Source organism: Pedobacter sp. FW305-3-2-15-E-R2A2 (genome assembly GCF_038446955.1).
GTDB lineage: Bacteria > Bacteroidota > Bacteroidia > Sphingobacteriales > Sphingobacteriaceae > Pedobacter.
This window is the reverse complement of the sequence record NZ_CP151803.1, coordinates 907,976-925,849: the sequence shown is the minus strand read 5'-3', so window position 1 is coordinate 925,849 and position 17,874 is coordinate 907,976. Positions and strand designations below refer to the sequence as shown.

Here is a 17,874-nt window from a genome sequence, read left to right as displayed (position 1 = left end):
TGAGAACTTAAAATGAATAAGAGAAAAAATCAGCTTCCAATGATTTATTCATATCCCTTAGGCAACAACACAAGGGAAATATAAAAAAATACAAAATATAGATTACAACACTCGTTTAAAACACAACAATTACCTAAATATACAAATAATGTAATTAATTAGATTTATTTGTATAAATAAATATCCAAAAAACACAATTATTAACTTAAAATACACAAAAAGTAGCTAAAACCGGATAAAACTCATTATTTCCATCCAGCACCATTGATTAATTTATCTTTTTTTTACACAAAATTTCCTTAATTGGCATATATTTAAATATATCATTTACTAAAATTAACACAAAAGGACACATAACACAGAAGCGTCATCTGCCAAAATTGAAATTACCATGCCGCAATCGGCCCGCCATCCTACCGATCTTAAGCACTCTTATTCGTGCTGATTACAAAAAACACTGCAAAATAATTTTCACTGATGTACGATTGACAACGGTATCCAAATGACTCAACAAATCATGCAAAAACATAAAGAATTCCAATATCTTACAAGCGGATAAAATCACACTCAAAAAAGACAATAACTAAATTTGGAAACATCTGCAAATTACAATATAGCTCGGCAAACAACTTTTTAGTGACACCATTGGCGATACGTTCCACTTCCTCACTAAAGCCTTCTTTGACTAGTGCTCTTGTTGACACTAAGAACAAACGGCTACTTAGCAGACTAAACGGCACTCCGGTCAAGAATACTTAAAGATCCGGTATTTAAATTCCTTTTACAGAAGTGTGTAAGCCCAGAAGGAAAAACGAGGAGTTATAGTCGACTTAATAATCTACACTAAAATCAAATGGTCGAATACCATTTTTTAAATGCGGTTATTCGACCATTTGATTTTTACTATCGCACAATAGCCTCTAGGGTGGGAGCTATTTTCGTTGATAGAGAGATTTTAAGGATTGAAAGTATAAGACACATAATATAGCGCCCCAACAGAAGGGTTACCATAAGAAGTGAAGTAATATTTATTCAAGACGTTTGAACCTCCGATTTTAATCATAGAGTTTACTGACGGTACTTTCAGGTTGATCTGCGCATCCAATGTACTGTAGGCAGGTACATCTCCTGAAGCAAAAGAAGAGTTCCAGTAGAATTTATCTTGCCAGCGCCAGGCCACATTGAAACCTACATTTTTAATGATTTCTTTATTGCCCAATCCCAGGTTATAGCGGTATTTAGGGGTATTGAAATCATTGATATAACCTGAAGGAAGGTCGCCGATCTCATTGTAAGAAACGTTACCGCTTACATTGAATTTACCCAATAAATAGTCGATTCCCAAAGCAGCGCCATAAGCTTTCACCTCTCCGGTAGCATTCACAGGAACGCCGAACTTAGTGAATGAACCATTGTTATTCTGGTAAACATCCACTGCAGTAATGAAGTTTTTATACATATTGTAATAGGCGTAGGCATCGATCAGGAACTTAGGTCCTAATAAACCTTTATAACCCACTTCATAAGCCTGAACACTTTCCGGAACTACTCCTTTAGGATCAAAATTATATTGTTGCAATAAAGCTGGATTTGGTGTACCTGCAGAAGCTGAGGCCAGAAAGGCACGATAACTTACATCAGTAAACGGCTTATTAGTGTAAAGACTATAGTTGTTCAGGCTTTGAGGTAAGCCACCAATTAATCTTTGAGAACCACCACCTACAGATAGATCTATATATTGATTCTGAGTGGTTGGGTTTCTATATCCAGTCTGATAAGACAAACGGATATTGTTATTTGGAGCAACCGTAAACACACCTGTTACCCTTGGCGTAAAGCGGCCTTCAAAATTGCTGCTTTTATCGTAACGTCCGGATACCGTTAGTTTCACTTTGTCATTAAACAATTTCTTGCCCAATTGAGCAAAAGCGCCATATTCATTGATGTCGATTTTATCATTAAGGTCATTAAAAATCGTTCCACCAGATCTTAACTGATAAATACGATAAGAAGAACCCAACTGAAATTCAACCACATTATTCAGGATATTACTGAAATTGTACATTCCTTCATAGTGGTACAAATTGGTTTTATCATTGAATTTAGCACCATAAATGCCCTTACTAAAATCTGTACTGGCGATAGTGGTATTCATAATTTGCTCTTTGGCAGCTTCATACTGTGCAGATCCGGGTTCGAATCTCCCTTGATTCGCAGCAGCTCTGGCAGCAGCGTGCGCAGCCGCATCATTCGCACCTAAGGCACGAGCACCCACATAATTCCCTACATATTGAGGGAACCAGTCTACAGATCTCTTTGATTTCTCGTTGATATAGCTACCCAAAATAGAAGAAATATAAGAATCTCCTGAGCGCTCCTGAGTAGTATATCCTTTCAGGAAGAAATCCTGTCCTTTTAATTCCAGTTTATATTGTCCGATACTGAAGTTACGCAAAGAATAACGGTCTGATCCTGTATATACCGAAGTTCCTGTTCCCCAGTTTGCCTGAGCAATTGCTTCTATCGTAGGTGTAAACCTGTAATGTAAAGCACCTGAAGTTTTCAAAGACTGGGTTTTATAATCCACCAGATTGACTTCTTCATACCCCGTTCTGGAAACGTTTTGATCGGGAAGAAGTGCAGGATTTTGTAAACCTAAGGTAAATGGTCTAAAGCGGGGATCGGTGCCTAAGAAATTAGTTAATGCGGGACCTCCTTGTGGACTAGCCCTAAAAGCTGCAATTTGTGCGGCTGTAGGATCAGTTGACAAACCTAATGCGGTCTTTACAAAGCCTGAAGTACCTGCGTTAAGTGCTGCCTGAGCAACATTTCTCATATTCTGACTCACCTCATCACCATAGCTGTTGATGCCATCATAGTTAGGATCAGAATTCCTGTCGCCCGGCTTAGCCTGACGCGCAGCACGGTCAAAATTGCTGAAGTTGTTCGCATGCCAGTCTTCCGCCTGCATAAAAGAGAACGTACCTTTAAATGCGAATTTATTATTCCATGCTTTCGCTACACGAACATCCAATTGATTAAATGGCTGCGTATCGCTGGTATTGTCATTCACATGATTGATTCCTCTCTTGTACTGGAAGCTTGCGCCCTGATAATCAAAAGGATTTTTAGAGCTGATCAGCATTGTGCCACTAATTCCTCCTGCACCGTATAAGGCGGAAGAGGCACCCGGCAACAGCTCGACATTGTCGACATCCAGATCATTTACCCCAACGATGTTACCAACAGAGAAGTTCAGACCAGGAGCCTGATTGTCCATTCCGTCTACATACTGGTTGAACCTGGTATTTCCATTCGAGTTAAATCCCCTGGTATTGATGGATTTGAAGGTTAAACTCTGGGTACTGATTTCGACCCCTTTCATATTGTTCAGGGCATCATAAAAAGAAGGTGCTGCCACCTCTTTAATTGCAGCCGCGCCCATACGTTCCACAGATACCGGAGATTCCAGGATTTTTTCCGGAGTTCTGGAAGCAGAAATTACTACCTCCTGCCCTAAGAGCGCGGTTTGCTCCAGCTCTACATCTAGATTGGAAGTATTACCAGTAATTTGTTTTTCAACCGAAATATATCCCAAATAAGAAATCACTAAGGTAAATGGCGCTTTCTGCGAGGTACTGAAATTATATTTTCCAGCGTTATCAGTAGCGGTTCCTGAAGTGGTGCCTTTGACTGTAATCCCAACACCTGGTATTGGCTCTTTAGTGAGTTTATCGGTCACCGTCCCACTAATGACGACGTTTTGTGCCTGTGCTGCCGAGATCGCAACAAAGAACAGTAAAAACGTGAAGATTGCTTTTGTAAAAGTTTTGCTCATACGTAAGATTTTATATTTGGTTAATTTTATCTTAAATTTAATACAATTTTTTAATTATCCAAACTGTATTTTGTAGACTATTTAACAGACAAAATCTAATTTTCATTTTAAACGAATTAAGTTTTGTGTTAAATTGCAGAAACCAGAAACTGAACGCTTTAATTGATAAGATAAAGCGTACCTTTAATTCAATTATGATGAATAAAATAAAAGCCCTGATTTGCATTGTAATCCCGATACTGTTAGCTTATGCATTGAATACAAAATTCGGAGACACTCCCCCCATACTAAAGTTTCTCAACCCTTTTACCGGATTCTGGCAAAACGCGGAGAATGCCTCTGTGAAGGTGCGTAAAAGCCTCGTTTTAAAAGAAACGATTGCAAACGTAGATATTGCTTTTGACGATCGCATGATTCCCCATATCTTCGCGCAGAATGACCATGATGTTTATTATGCACAGGGCTATGTGACTGCGAAGCACCGCTTATGGCAAATGGACTTTCAAACGCGTTACGCAGCGGGACGTTTATCTGAGGTGGTAGGAAAAAAAGCCATAGAGGTCGACAGATACCAACGAAGAATGGGAATGGTGTACGGCGCAGAGAAATCTCTGGAAGGAATGATGGCTGATCCCAAATCCAAAGAAATGATTTTGGCTTATACTGCCGGGATCAATGCTTATATCCACTCTTTATCCGCAGCAAAATTACCGATTGAATATAAAATATTAGACTTTAAACCGGAAGACTGGACGCCCATCAAATGTGCATTGTTGTTAAAACAAATGTCGGCCGTCCTGGCCATGGGTTCCGATGAGTTTTACATGACCAATATCAGAAAGAAATTTGGCACTGAGGTCGTTAAAGACCTGTTTCCGGATTATCCTTTCAAAGAAGACCCAATCATTCCGGTAGGAACAAAATGGGATTTCCAACCTTTACCGATCCCGACTCCACCAGCTTCATTCACAGAAATGATGACCGGATCTGTAAAAACCAAACAAAAAGAAGAAGGAATCGGAAGCAATAACTGGGCATTATCCGGATCGAAGACCCTGTCAGGCTCACCAATTCTATCCAATGATCCGCACCTCGACCTGACCTTACCTTCCATCTGGTACCAGATTCAATTGCATGCACCGGGACTTAATTCCTATGGTGTATCGCTTCCTGGGGCTCCTGGCATCATCATCGGTTTCAACCAGAACATTGCCTGGGGCGTCACAAATGTAGCTGCAGACGTCCTGGATTTCTATCAGATCAAGTTTAAAGACCATACCCATAAAAGCTATTGGTACAATAACCAATGGAAAAATACCAGCACCCGCCTGGAGAAAATTGGGATCAGAGGGGGCAAAACAGAAACAGATACCGTTTTTTATACACATCATGGCCCGGTAGTCTACCTGCAAAAGCCTACAGGTTATGCCAGGGCAGGAAATGTTCCTGTAGGCAATGCACTGCGCTGGATTGCACATGAAAAGTCAAACGAACTTAAGACTTTTTACCTTTTAAATCGCGGGAAAAACTATGATGATTACCGCAAAGCCTTAACTTATTATACCGCTCCTGCACAAAATTTTATATTCGCATCCGCGGATAACGACATCGCCATCACCGCCAATGGCAAGTTTCCCTTAAAATGGAAAGATCAGGGCAAATTTATCCTGGATGGAACGGATCCTAAAAGTGATTGGCAAGGCTGGATTCCCGCAGCACACAATCCTACGGTAAAGAACCCGCCAAGAGGTTTTGTCAGCTCGGCTAACCAATCATCTACAGACCCTAGCTACCCCTATTATATCAACTGGGAGTTTAGTCCGTATGAACGTGGCAAAAGAATCAATGACCGCTTAACCGCCATGACTAAGGCCACCGCCGATAGCATCCGGACCATGCAAACCGATACCTACAGCATCTTTGCACAAAATATCTTACCTACCATTTTAGGCCTGGTAGACAATAGCAAACTAAATGCGACTCAAAAAGAAGCACTCCGCATCACCTCAGAATGGAACAAATATTACGAAGCTAAATCTCTGGCGGCAAGCATTTTTGACCTCTGGACAAAAAGACTGCAATCCAATATCTGGAGTGATGAATTTGTGGTTGATTCTGTACCTATGCGCTTTCCCTCCCGCGACCGCTCTTTACAGCTGGTCCTAAAAGAACCTAATTCTAAATGGGTGGACAACATCAATACCCCGGAAAAAGAAACGCTGAGTGATTTAGTGAACGAAGCCTTTAAATACTCCTGCGACAGTCTGGAAAGAAAGTATGGGGCAATCGGTAAGAAATGGGAATGGGCCAATGTAAAACACACCAATGTACCTCACCTGGCAAAAATCCCTGGCTTCGGATCAAAAACCCTGATGATTGGTGGAGGTAAAATGACCATCGACGCCCTTAGCGAAAGTAATGGCCCTTCCTGGAGGATGGTCATTGAATTGGGTAAAACTCCTAAAGGACACGGGGTATTTCCGGGCGGACAATCGGGAAATCCGGGAAGCCGTTTCTATGATGACATGATCGATACCTGGGCAAGTGGAAAATTGTATGACCTTTACTTTATGAAATCCCCGGATGATCCTAATGCCAAAATAATTTCTCAATTAAAAATAACCAAAAAATAATACAATGGTTTTTATAGTTATACTTATCGCTTCCTTCCTACTGCAAATGGTTTTACCCTGGTGGGTGATTGTTGTAATTTCATTTGCAACCTGCGGACTAATAGGCAAAACAGCGAAGATCTCCCTTTGGTCTCCTTTCTTTGCCATCCTCTTACTCTGGTTGGGAATGGCGTTGTTTAAAAGCATTCCTAATCAGCATCTTTTAGCTTCAAGGATCGCGGAAATGCTGGATGTAAAAGTCTGGTGGATGGTACTCGTAGTCAGTACCCTCTTAGGTGCTTTCGTTGCTGCAATCAGTGGAATTTGTGGATATCACTTCAGAAAAGCGGTGTTATCTAAGAAAACCAATGCCTAAACTAAAACATTCTTGTGTATTTTTGCCGGGTGAAGGATTTAATTAAACAAATATTTTCGATCAGCAATCAAAGTCAGTTTGAAGAAAGCTGCCTGAATGTATTCAGACATCAGGCAGAAAACTGTAGCATTTACAAGGAATACATTTCTCATCTAAGGATTAAACCAGAAGAAATCAAAGCTTCGATAGAAATTCCTTACCTGCCGATCAGCTTTTTTAAAACACATGAAATACTGAGCAGCAAGGAGGCCAGTGAAATCACATTCAGCAGCTCCGGTACTACAGGAATGATTCAAAGCAGACACCTGGTTACGGATCTTTCTGTTTATGATCAAAGTTTTACCCTTGCCTTTGAACAGTTTTACGGAAAGATTGAAAACACCTGTTTCCTGGCACTGCTTCCATCCTATCTGGAGCGCGACGGTTCTTCTTTAATTTATATGGTGGATGCCCTGATCAGGGACAGCAAACACCCGGATAGCGGATATTTCCTGCACAACCACGAGGAATTACATCAAAAACTAAATCAGCTGAAAGCTGCAGGTCAGAAAACCATTTTGATTGGTGTGACCTATGCCCTACTTGATTTTATAGAGAAATATCAAATTGATTTCCCGGAGCTGGTGGTCATGGAAACCGGCGGAATGAAAGGAAAAAGAAAAGAAATGGTCAGAGAAGAATTACATCAGCTCCTGCAGGATGGCTTTGGCGTAAGTGATATCCATAGCGAGTATGGGATGACGGAACTCTTATCGCAGGCCTACTCTAAAGGATCGGGTATTTTCGAATGCCCGCCATGGATGAAAATCCATCTGAGAGATACCAATGACCCGCTAACCTTACTGAGCAACAACCGTAGCGGTGGGATCAATGTCATTGATCTCGCCAATGTCAATTCCTGCTCTTTTATTGCCACCCAGGATCTGGGACGCTTATTCCCTGATGGTTCCTTTGAAGTATTGGGCCGCTTTGACAATGCCGATATCAGAGGTTGTAACCTATTGGTTCAATAAAAAAATCCCGGTCTATTCTATAGCCGGGATTTTTACCTTAATTTTTTATGGTTATTTAACGACCAGCAGGAAATAGTTTTTCTTTCCTTTCTGAACGATAATGAACTGGTCATTTAACAGGTGATCTGCAGAGATCATTTCTGCAGCATCTTTTAATTTCTCTTTATTTACCGATACACCGCCACCCTGAATTAATTTCTTCGCTTCTCCTTTGGAAGGAAATACCGAAGATTTCTCTGCCAGCAAAGTAGCTGCATCAATGCCCAGGCGCAATTCTTCTTTTGAAACAGAAAACTGAGGAATTCCTTCAAAAATCTCCAGCACCTGTGTCTCGGTTAAAGTATTAAAAAATTCTAAGGAACCGTTGCCAAATAAAAACTCTGAAGTCTTAATTGCAGTCTCTAATGCTTCCAAAGAATGTGTCCTTACGGTGATGTCCTCTGCCAATGCTTTTTGCAAGATGCGCAAATGAGGGGCAGCATCGTGCTCTGTTTCCAGCGCTTCAATTTCCTCCTTCGTTTTTAACGTAAAGATCCTGATCCACTTCTTGGTATCATCATCAGAAGCATTTAACCAAAACTGATAGAACTTATAAGGCGAAGTTTTCTCAGGATCTAACCAAACGGCGCCACTTTCAGTCTTGCCAAATTTAGTTCCGTCTGCTTTTTTAATCAATTGAGTGGTAATCGCAAAGGCAGTACCTGCATCTTTGCGTCTGATCAGTTCCGTACCGGTAACAATGTTACCCCATTGATCAGAACCGCCCATTTGAATGAGGCAATTATGGTGTTTCCATAAATAATAAAAATCAAAACCCTGAATCAACTGGTAGCAGAATTCGGTAAAAGAGAGTCCGGAATCACCATCCAAACGTCTTTTCACACTGTCCTTAGCCATCATATAGTTGACCGTAATGTGTTTTCCAACATCTCTGATAAAAGTAAACAGGTTCATGTCTTTAAACCAGTCGTTGTTATTCACCATGACTGCTCCATTACCGGCATCTTCAAATTTGAGGAATTTAGAAAGTTGTTTCTTCATCCCTGCAAGGTTATGTTCTACCATAGCCTCTGTCTGAAGATTCCTTTCATCGGATTTACCGGAAGGATCTCCAACCATTCCTGTTGCGCCACCTACGAGAGCATAAGGCTTATGTCCTGCACGTTGAAAATGAATAAGCGTCATGATCTGGGTCAGGTGGCCCACATGCAATGAATCTGCAGTTGGATCAAAACCAATATACCCGGACGTCATTCCCTCATTTAATTTTTCTTCAGTACCAGGCATGATGTCCTGTAACATGCCTCTCCAGCGTAATTCTTCAACAAAATTGGTCATTATTATATCCTTTTGCCGCAAATATAGGAAAAGCACTGAACAAAAATAGCTACTTTTAAAGCGATGAACTTCCTATCCCATTTCTATTTCGAACGAAACAATCATGATGAAAACATGGTCATCGGCGTCATTTTGCCCGATTTGATCAAAAATGCACAGAAAGACAGCAACCTCTATCCTTTAAAAGAGAAACACCTTTTTGAAGCAGATAAACATCAATTGTCCATGCTCAAAGGCTGGGAAAGGCACCTGGAAGTAGACCGGATTTTCCATTCTTCGGAATTCTTCAAAACAGAAACCAATGCTTTGAAACAACTCATTTTACCGGTCTTTGAAAATAGCCCTGTAAAACCTTTCTTTCTGGCACACATCGGACTGGAACTGATCCTGGACCATTTACTCACCGTAAAAGGAAAAGTCAACATTCCTACATTTTATGAACAACTCAGCCAATCGGACAAACCTGCACTGGATGCCTTTTTAAAGAATTGCGGACTGACAGATACCAGCGTTTTCTTTAATTTTTTAGAACGTTTCATCTCCAGCAGGTATATTTTCAGTTATCAAAAAATGGAAAACATCTCCTATGCGCTAAACCGCATCTGCATGCGCTTATGGGAAAACCCATTTACGGAAGCGCAGCTGACTATGCTCACCGAACGGCTGGAGCAATATAAAACAACCCTTGAGCCGGATTATATGGGGATTTTCGATCGCATAGAAGGTATGCTTCCTCCTTTATTCTGATTTATTCTATATTTGTCTTATGCCACTTATGGAGATAAAAGACAAAATGGAAGCCTTGGTTAAGGAGCTTAACCAACACAGTTACAATTATTATGTTTTGGCAATGCCTACCATTGCAGATTACGAATTTGATCAAAAGTTAGCAGCGCTGGATAAACTGGAAAAAGAACATCCTGAATTTGCTGATCCCAACTCTCCGACGTTAAAAGTTGGGGGCGATATCACTAAAAATTTCACCACCGTTCCCCACCGTTGGCCCATGCTGTCTTTAGGCAATACCTATAATGAGCAGGACCTCCGTGACTTCGACGACCGTGTCAGAAAAACCATTGGCGACCAGTTTCAATATGTTTGTGAACTAAAATTTGATGGCCTCTCCATCAGCCTCACCTATGAAGATTCCAAATTGGTCAGAGCTGTTACCCGCGGCGATGGCAGCAAAGGTGATGATGTCACCACCAATATCAAAACCATCCGTAATGTACCACATCAATTAAAAAATAAAGCGGTTCCTCCTCTTTTTGAAATCAGAGGGGAAATTTTCATGCACCGTGCAGCCTTTGACCGCCTCAACAAGGAACGTGAAGAGCTCGGTGAGGTCCAATATGCCAATCCAAGAAATTTTGCCGCAGGGACCGTTAAAATGCAGGATTCCAAAGAAGTAGCCAAACGTCCGCTGGATTGTTTTCTTTATTCTCTGAATACGGATAAAAACTATTTCAAAACGCATTGGGAAAGCTTAGAGAACCTCAAAGAATGGGGCTTCAATGTTTGTGAGCATACCAAACTCAGCAGCAGTATGGATGAGGTATTGGCCTTTGTCCAATACTGGGAAGAAGCCCGTTTTAAATTATCCTACGAGATCGACGGAATCGTTATAAAAGTGAACAGTTATGCACAGCAACAGGAATTGGGTTTTACTGCCAAATCCCCACGCTGGGCCATTTCTTATAAATACAAAGCACAGGAAGTAGAGACCATTCTGGAAAAGGTAACTTATCAGGTAGGACGTACGGGTGCCGTTACCCCTGTGGCCAACCTTAAGCCAGTTCAGCTGGCGGGGACAACGGTTAAAAGGGCCACATTGCACAATGCAAATGAAATTGAAAGACTGGATCTTCATGAAGGCGACAGCGTCTTCGTAGAAAAAGGAGGAGAAATCATTCCCAAGATCATCAATGTCAACCTAGCGAAACGTAAGGAAGGTGCGGTAAAGGTCAACTACCCGACGCTTTGTCCGGAATGTAATACCAGCCTGATCAGAAAAGAAGGAGAAGTCGCGTTCTACTGTCCTAATGACGAGGCTTGTCCGCCGCAGATCGTTGGAAAAATGCAACATTTCATCGGCCGCAAGGCGATGAACATCGACGGACTGGGAGATGAAACGATCGAAACCTTTTATCAGCGTGGTTTGGTAGCCCATATCAGCGACCTGTATACCTTGCATGAAAAATCCGATCAATTGAAAACCCTGGATCGTTTTGGAGAGCGTTCTATTGAAAACATGCTGAAGGGAATAGAACAGTCCAAACAAATGCCTTTCGAAAAAGTCCTTTTTGGATTGGGAATAAGGTATGTTGGCGAAACCGTTGCCCGCAAACTGGCGGTAGGAACAAAGAATATCGACAAATTAACCAGTGCAAGCCTGGAAGAGCTGGTTGCGATTGATGAAATTGGTCAGAGAATCGCAGAAAGCATTATAGAATACTTTGGAAAACCAGAACATTTGCAACAAATTGACTTGTTAAAAGGCTATGGCCTGCAATTCGAAGTAGTAGAAAAAGAAATTACACTGGAAAGTGACAAATTAACTGGAAAAACATTTGTAATTTCGGGAGTTTTTGAGAATTACAGTAGAGAAGAGCTCAAAGAAATGATAGAAAACAATGGGGGCAAGATCTTAAGCGGCATTTCTGCAAAGCTGAATTACCTTGTAGCAGGTGATAACATGGGTCCTTCCAAATTAGAGAAGGCAAATAAGTTAAATGTCCCCCTGATTTCTGTAGACGACCTATTAGAGTTATTGAAGTAAATATAAAAGATGAATAAATTTCACGGAACAGGTGTAGCAGTGGTTACACCATTTAATGCAGACGGAACAGTAGATTATGAAGGACTAAAAAACCTCATCAATTACTTAGTCGAAGGAAAGGTAGAATACCTGGTATCCTTAGGTACCACAGGAGAAGCGTCAACCCTGAATAAGAGTGAGAAGAAGAAGATCTGGGAATTTACTGCTGAAATCAATAATGGCCGTTTACCGCTTGTTGCAGGTATCGGAGGAAACGATACTGCAGAAGTTGCACAAAGCATAAGAGATTTTGAAGCGAATGGTTATGAGGCGATCTTATCCGCCAGTCCATATTATAATAAGCCAACTCAGGAAGGCATTTATCAGCATTATAAAGCGGTGGCTGAAGCCAGTGCATTACCTGTTTTATTGTACAATGTACCGGGACGTACCGCAAGTAATGTGAGTCCGGAAACCACCTGTCGTTTGGCCAATGATTTTAAAAACATCATCGGAACAAAAGAAGCTTCGGGGAATTTTGACCAGTTTAACCAGATCATGAGGGATAAACCAGCTGATTTTATGTTAATCTCCGGCGATGATCCTGTGGCTTTGCCAATGATCTCCCTGGGTGCCGTAGGTGTGATCTCTGTGATTGGAAACGCTTTGCCAAAACAATTGTCTGATATGATCAGATTGGCTTTAAAAGGTGATTTCAATGCTGCAGTTCCATTACACCTGAACCTGATTGAATTTACCAGACAGATGTTTGCAGAAGGCAATCCTGCCGGCGTAAAAGCAGCCCTGAAACAATTGGGTGTTTGTGATGATCATGTGCGTTTACCTTTGGTAAAAGTATCGGATGAATTGCGTCAGGCGATCATTGCAGAAACGAAAAGAATCACTGCATAAAAAGCAGATGGCATAAAAAAAGCGTCCCGGTTTCCTGGACGCTTTTTTTTGAATCAAAAAGCTCAGTTAGTTGGCTTTGTTTTTAGTCTCCTGAACTTCCAAACGAATAGCCTGAGCTAGGTTTTTAAGGTCTTGCATACCTTTACGTACGCGGGTTCCTGCAGCACTGTTGGCTTTGTTGTAGAATTTGTCTGCATCAGCTTCTAAAGCGGCAACAAGTTCTTTTGCTTCATTAAATTTTTTCATCGTTAATTTACTCCTTTTAGTTTTTAATGGTTTGATTGATACTCTATTACTAAAGTAAGATGTTTATTTTAATAAAAAAAGAGTTTGAGACAATAAATAGGCGCAAATGAGAACTATTTTCAGCCTTTCCGAAGTGGTATACCGCCTTTCTTTCCAAATCGAAACAGATTTCTCTTTTAAATAAAAAAGAGACTGCCTAATCAAAAGCAGTCTCTTTTTGCAATGCGCTATATCAGATTAAGCCATAGAGAACTGGTTCTCTTTGTAATAACCGCTTTTAAGTTTTTCAGAGACTTCGCTAAAAGCATCTAAGGTACGCTGTACATCTTCCAAAGTATGTGCCGCTGTAGGAATCAACCTCAGCTCGATTAGTCCCTTAGGAATTACCGGATACACCACAATCGAACAGAAGATCCCGTAGTTCTCACGAAGGTCCATCGTTAATGCCGTAGCTTCTAACAACTCTCCTTTTAAGAATACCGGTGTCACCATCGTATTCGTTACACCTAAATCGAATCCACGCTCCCTTAAACCATTCTGAAGGGTAGTGGCGATATTCCATAAGCGTTCTCTTAGCTCGGGGCTGTTTTTAAGCAATTCCAAACGCTTCAGCAACCCAATTACCATTGGCATAGGCAAAGCCTTTGCAAAAGTCTGGGAACGCATGTTATAACGGAAGAAATTCGTCAGCTCCTCAGTAGAGGCAACGAAAGCACCAATACCGGCCATCGACTTGGCAAAAGTACCAAAGTAAACGTCTACCCCATCAATACAATCCTGAGCCTCATGAGTTCCTGCACCTGTTGGTCCCATTGTACCAAAACCATGTGCATCATCAATCAGCAAACGGAAATCGAAATCTTTCTTTAATTCAATCAGTTCTTTTAGTTTCCCCTGTGCTCCGGACATTCCGAAAACACCTTCAGTAATTAAAAGGATGCCACCACCGGTTTGTTCTACCAGTTTAGTCGCACGCTCTAATTGCTTACGGGCACTGTCAATATCATTATGCTGATATACAAAACGTTTTCCCATATGCAGGCGTAAACCATCTATAATACAGGCGTGAGATTCCGCATCATAAACAATCACGTCATTTCTGTCTACCAGACAGTCGATGATCGACACCATTCCCTGGTAACCATAGTTTAACAAAAATGCATCAGGTTTTCCAACAAAGGCTGCCAGCTCCTGCTCCATTTGCTCATGGTATTTAGAGTTCCCCGACATCATCCTTGCGCCCATAGGATAGGCCATACCGAAATCTGTTGCTCCCTGCTTATCTGCTTCTCTTACCTCAGGATGGTTTGCTAACCCTAAATAATTGTTTAAACTCCAAACTAAATGTTCTTTGCCACGAAAATTCATGTGAGGCGCGATATCTCCTTCTAATTTAGGAAAAGAGAAATATCCATGTGACCATTTTTGGTGCTGACCAATCGGGCCCATGCGCTTTGCTACTTTATCAAAAATATCCAATGTGTATCTATTTAAATTATATGTCTTATTTTTTGCAAATTTAAGGTTATTATGCTTCAATAGCAATTATCCCCCTTTATAGGCATACGTACGATTATTATGCCAAAAAAGCCTCAGCAAAGAAATCGCTAAGGCTTTTTAAATATTCAGATGATTTTGTTAATCAACGTTATCATGTAAGAAGGAATTATTAGGTCTGATCTCTGTAGATCCGTCCTCGTCATTGCTCAAAGTAAATCTTGAAACCTGAGATTCTGAAGAGTGCTGAACCTGTTGCAATTGCATTTGTTTGCGTTTGTAAGCCGGTTCATTTTCCAGTTCCTGTAAACCATTACTGGTTCTCAATTTCATGCTCAGGTCTTTTAATCTCAAAATTCTTTCTTTGGATTTTTTCAACTGATCTTCGATGGACTCATCGTTTTTATCATCATCAGCACCTGTTTCAGGCACTTCCTGTTTTTGAGGTTCTACATCATTGTTAAATACAGACTCTGGTTTTTCAAATACAAAATCAGTTTCTGCCACTTTGATCTCAAACTCAAAAGAAGGTTCCTGGCTTTCCGCAGCCGAAGCTTCTTCTTCTACCAGGGTATGTCTTACGATCCCGTTTTCAGGATCTTCCATTTTTCTCTTATTGTTTCCGTACAGGTCACCGAAAAGATCAGACTGTTTAATTTCATCCTTTGCTTTCATCACCGGCTCATTCGAAACCGCTTCAGGTTTAGGTGCAATAAAAGAGTTTACTGCTTCTATAGGTTTTACCAAAGGAGCCTCCTCAGGCGTCAGCAAAGAAATCTTTTTTACATTCTTTTTTTCTTCATCACGTTGCTCTGTGGTCTGGAATCCTGTTGCGATGATCGTCACCGACAATTTATCTTCCAGATTTTCATCAATACAGTTACCCCAGATCAAGTCTGCAGAAAGACCTGCTTTGTCCTGAATGTAATCCGTGATGATCGTCACCTCGTCCATCGTTACTTCGCGTAAACCTGAACTGATATTTAATAAAATATATCTGGCACCTTCAATCTCATTGTCTTTTAATAATGGCGAAGCTAAAGCCCCTTCCACCGCATTTAATGCACGGTTCTCACCGTCACAGGCAAAACTACCCATGATGGATACCCCGCTGTCTTTCATCACGGTGCGCACATCTTTAAAATCCACGTTGATATATCCAGGTACGGTAATGATCTCTGCAATTCCTTTTGCGGCGGTAGTTAAGATATCATCGGCCTGCGCGAAAGCAGAACCCAACGTCAGGTTACCAAAAATTTCACGCAACCGGTCGTTCGAAATTACCAGGTACGAATCCACATATTTCTTCAGCTCATCCAAACCATCATTGGCCTGCATCTTACGTCTCTTTCCTTCAAAGGCAAAAGGCGTAGTCACGATGGCTACGGTTAATATGTCTAATTCTTTGGCTGCTTTAGCAATGATCGGGCTTGCACCTGTTCCGGTACCACCACCCATTCCGGCTGTAATAAATAACATCTTTGTCGTGCTTCCCAGCATTTGTTTGATGTCATCTATATTTTCAATAGCAGAGTTTTTTCCAACCTCAGGGATTGAGCCTGCGCCCATTCCTTCTGTAAGGCTTGCACCCAATTGTACTTTATTAGGGATTGGGCTAAACTCCAATGCTTGCGCATCTGTATTACAAATAATAAAGTCTACTCCTGTAATTCCCTGACGGTACATATGGTTTACCGCATTACCACCACCGCCACCAACACCAATTACCTTGATGATTGATGACTTATCTTTTAACATTTCGAACTGCATATCTTTATGAATCAGTTATTTAAAAATTCGTTTTTCCTGTTCATCTACCTATGTAATAATACACACTTTTTAACAGGCGTTTCCCACAAGTGTTTAAAATGTGGAAAAATCGTTCATTGTGGATAAATATTATGATTTAATATAATCTTCGTCACTTACGTTCATATCGTCCTTCACAAAATCCTTGGCTTTCGCTAACAGCTTGTCGAACAAGCCACCACCGGAATTCTTGGTTTTGTCTTTACCATCCTTAGGTTTTTCCACATAAACTCCGGGTTGTTTCATCTCTTCAATCAACTCCTCAGCTTTCTGGATGCCTTTGATCAGTAAGCCGACACTCGTCGCATACATCGGGCTTTTCAGGTCATCATAAATCGTCTTTGGCATGTCTTCATATTTCGACAAATGCTCATTCGGATAACCTACGCGGCAATCCAAACCAGTCACATATTCTACCAGTTGAGAAAGGTGTTTCAACAACGCACCACCACCGGTAATTACGACACCACCGATTAGCTTTTTCTCATATCCTGAAGACTTGATCTCATAGTAAACATGCTCAATGATTTCTTCCATACGGGCCTGGATCACATAAGCTAAGTTTTTTACGGAAATCTCTTTCGGTTCTCTTCCTCTCAGTCCGGGAACACAAATGATTTCATTTTCTTTATTTTCTTCAGCCAGGGCAGAACCGAAACGGGTCTTCAACAGTTCAGCCTGGTTTCTCATTACAGAACAACCTTCACGAATATCTTCCGTTACGCTATTGCCACCAAATGGGATAACAGCAGTATGGCGAATGATGCCTTCATGAAAAATAGCAATATCAGTAGTACCACCACCAATATCCACTAAAGCGATACCTGCTTCCTTCTCTTCCTCGCTCAACACCGATTCAGAAGAAGCAAGAGGCTCCAAAATTAATTCCTGAGTTTGTAACCCGGCATTGGTTACGCACCTCATGATATTCTTGACAGCAGTAACCTGTCCTGAAATGATGTGAAAGTTCGCTTCTAAGCGCACTCCTGCCATTCCGATAGGATCTTTTACTCCGGGCTCGTTATCGATGGTAAATTCCTGAGGCAAGACATGAATGATTTCTTCTCCCGGGGGCATCACCAGTTTGAACATATCATCAATCAATTTGTCTATATCTTTTTTACCGATCTCATTGTTCAGCTCTCTCCTCGTCAGAATTCCACGGTGCTGCAAACTCTTGATATGCTGACCAGCGATACCAACGTTCACCACGCGGATTTCTACATTCGATTGCCCACTGGCCACTTCCACGGCCTGTGCTATTCCCTGCACCGTTTTTTGGATGTTGGAAACCACACCGCGGGTAACCCCGGCAGACTCCGCTTTCCCTATGCCCAGTACTTCGATTTTTGAGTGCTGCGTGCGCCGGCCTACGATCACGCAGATCTTTGTAGTACCAATATCCAATCCTACTACGATTGGAGACTGCACGATAGATTTTTCTTTGCCCATAACTATATCGATTTGTTGAGTTT

The 17,874-nt window shown here is 41.3% G+C and carries 12 protein-coding genes; 6 read left to right on the top strand and 6 right to left on the bottom strand.

Annotation, left to right across the window (positions count from 1 at the left end; translation table 11 throughout):
- Window positions 1–955: 955 nt before the first annotated feature.
- On the bottom strand, window positions 956–3,838 hold the full coding sequence (locus AAFF35_RS03650; RefSeq protein ID WP_342331058.1) for a TonB-dependent receptor: 2,883 nt from the start codon (window positions 3,836–3,838) through the stop codon (window positions 956–958).
- A 194-nt stretch (window positions 3,839–4,032) separates the two neighbouring features.
- Between AAFF35_RS03650 and AAFF35_RS03645 the strand changes: the two genes are divergently transcribed.
- From AAFF35_RS03645 to AAFF35_RS03635, 3 genes are read left to right on the top strand one after another with little or no spacing between them, the layout of a single operon-like run.
- Window positions 4,033–6,471 (top strand): penicillin acylase family protein, encoded by a 2,439-nt coding sequence (locus AAFF35_RS03645; RefSeq protein WP_342331057.1) that lies wholly within the window; start codon window positions 4,033–4,035, stop codon window positions 6,469–6,471.
- A gap of 4 nt (window positions 6,472–6,475) precedes the next feature.
- The gene (locus tag AAFF35_RS03640; protein ID WP_342331056.1) at window positions 6,476–6,826 is read left to right on the top strand and encodes a hypothetical protein; all 351 of its coding nucleotides are present in this window, start codon (window positions 6,476–6,478) and stop codon (window positions 6,824–6,826) included.
- 29 nt (window positions 6,827–6,855) lie between these two features.
- Window positions 6,856–7,839: an acyl transferase gene (locus tag AAFF35_RS03635; RefSeq protein WP_342331055.1), complete on the top strand. Its 984-nt coding sequence runs from the start codon at window positions 6,856–6,858 to the stop codon at window positions 7,837–7,839.
- Window positions 7,840–7,890: 51 nt separating this feature from the next.
- Here the strand turns inward: AAFF35_RS03635 and tyrS are convergent, their stop codons facing one another.
- Entirely contained in the window at window positions 7,891–9,177 is a 1,287-nt protein-coding gene (gene tyrS / locus AAFF35_RS03630; RefSeq protein WP_342331054.1) for a tyrosine--tRNA ligase, read from the bottom strand.
- 63 nt (window positions 9,178–9,240) lie between these two features.
- On the opposite strand from tyrS, the gene AAFF35_RS03625 reads away from it, so the two are divergent.
- Genes AAFF35_RS03625 through dapA form a run of 3 tightly spaced genes read left to right on the top strand, consistent with a single transcriptional unit; the run spans window position 9,241 to window position 12,847 of the window.
- The gene (locus tag AAFF35_RS03625; RefSeq protein ID WP_342331053.1) at window positions 9,241–9,924 is read left to right on the top strand and encodes a hypothetical protein; all 684 of its coding nucleotides are present in this window, start codon (window positions 9,241–9,243) and stop codon (window positions 9,922–9,924) included.
- A 19-nt stretch (window positions 9,925–9,943) separates the two neighbouring features.
- Window positions 9,944–11,956: an NAD-dependent DNA ligase LigA gene (ligA, locus tag AAFF35_RS03620; protein WP_342331052.1), complete on the top strand. Its 2,013-nt coding sequence runs from the start codon at window positions 9,944–9,946 to the stop codon at window positions 11,954–11,956.
- A 9-nt stretch (window positions 11,957–11,965) separates the two neighbouring features.
- Window positions 11,966–12,847 carry a 4-hydroxy-tetrahydrodipicolinate synthase gene (dapA, locus tag AAFF35_RS03615; RefSeq protein WP_342331051.1) on the top strand — a complete coding sequence of 294 codons (882 nt, stop codon included), beginning with the start codon at window positions 11,966–11,968 and terminating at the stop codon, window positions 12,845–12,847.
- Between the two features lie 66 nt (window positions 12,848–12,913).
- On the opposite strand, the gene AAFF35_RS03610 is transcribed toward dapA, so the two are convergent.
- The 4 genes from AAFF35_RS03610 to ftsA form a co-directional block, all read right to left on the bottom strand.
- The gene (locus tag AAFF35_RS03610; protein ID WP_342331050.1) at window positions 12,914–13,093 is read right to left on the bottom strand and encodes a histone H1; all 180 of its coding nucleotides are present in this window, start codon (window positions 13,091–13,093) and stop codon (window positions 12,914–12,916) included.
- A gap of 237 nt (window positions 13,094–13,330) precedes the next feature.
- A complete protein-coding gene (locus tag AAFF35_RS03605; protein ID WP_342331049.1) occupies window positions 13,331–14,572 on the bottom strand; it encodes an aminotransferase class I/II-fold pyridoxal phosphate-dependent enzyme in 1,242 nt (413 codons plus the stop codon).
- Window positions 14,573–14,731: 159 nt separating this feature from the next.
- A complete protein-coding gene (ftsZ, locus tag AAFF35_RS03600) occupies window positions 14,732–16,360 on the bottom strand; it encodes a cell division protein FtsZ (RefSeq protein WP_342331048.1) in 1,629 nt (542 codons plus the stop codon).
- Window positions 16,361–16,489: 129 nt separating this feature from the next.
- Window positions 16,490–17,851, bottom strand: coding sequence for a cell division protein FtsA (gene ftsA / locus AAFF35_RS03595; protein ID WP_069379165.1), 1,362 nt, complete (start codon window positions 17,849–17,851; stop codon window positions 16,490–16,492).
- Between the last annotated feature and the right edge of the window lie 23 nt (window positions 17,852–17,874).

Bases quoted from the DNA above. Each gene is read 5' to 3' on its own strand.
- AAFF35_RS03650 (WP_342331058.1), bottom strand. From the start codon at position 3,838: ATGAGCAAAACTTTTACAAAAGCAATCTTCACGTTTTTACTGTTCTTT.
- AAFF35_RS03645 (WP_342331057.1), top strand. From the start codon at position 4,033: ATGATGAATAAAATAAAAGCCCTGATTTGCATTGTAATCCCGATACTG.
- AAFF35_RS03640 (WP_342331056.1), top strand. From the start codon at position 6,476: ATGGTTTTTATAGTTATACTTATCGCTTCCTTCCTACTGCAAATGGTT.
- tyrS (WP_342331054.1), bottom strand. From the start codon at position 9,177: ATGACCAATTTTGTTGAAGAATTACGCTGGAGAGGCATGTTACAGGAC.
- AAFF35_RS03625 (WP_342331053.1), top strand. From the start codon at position 9,241: ATGAACTTCCTATCCCATTTCTATTTCGAACGAAACAATCATGATGAA.
- ligA (WP_342331052.1), top strand. From the start codon at position 9,944: ATGCCACTTATGGAGATAAAAGACAAAATGGAAGCCTTGGTTAAGGAG.
- dapA (WP_342331051.1), top strand. From the start codon at position 11,966: ATGAATAAATTTCACGGAACAGGTGTAGCAGTGGTTACACCATTTAAT.
- AAFF35_RS03610 (WP_342331050.1), bottom strand. From the start codon at position 13,093: ATGAAAAAATTTAATGAAGCAAAAGAACTTGTTGCCGCTTTAGAAGCT.
- ftsZ (WP_342331048.1), bottom strand. From the start codon at position 16,360: ATGCAGTTCGAAATGTTAAAAGATAAGTCATCAATCATCAAGGTAATT.
- ftsA (WP_069379165.1), bottom strand. From the start codon at position 17,851: ATGGGCAAAGAAAAATCTATCGTGCAGTCTCCAATCGTAGTAGGATTG.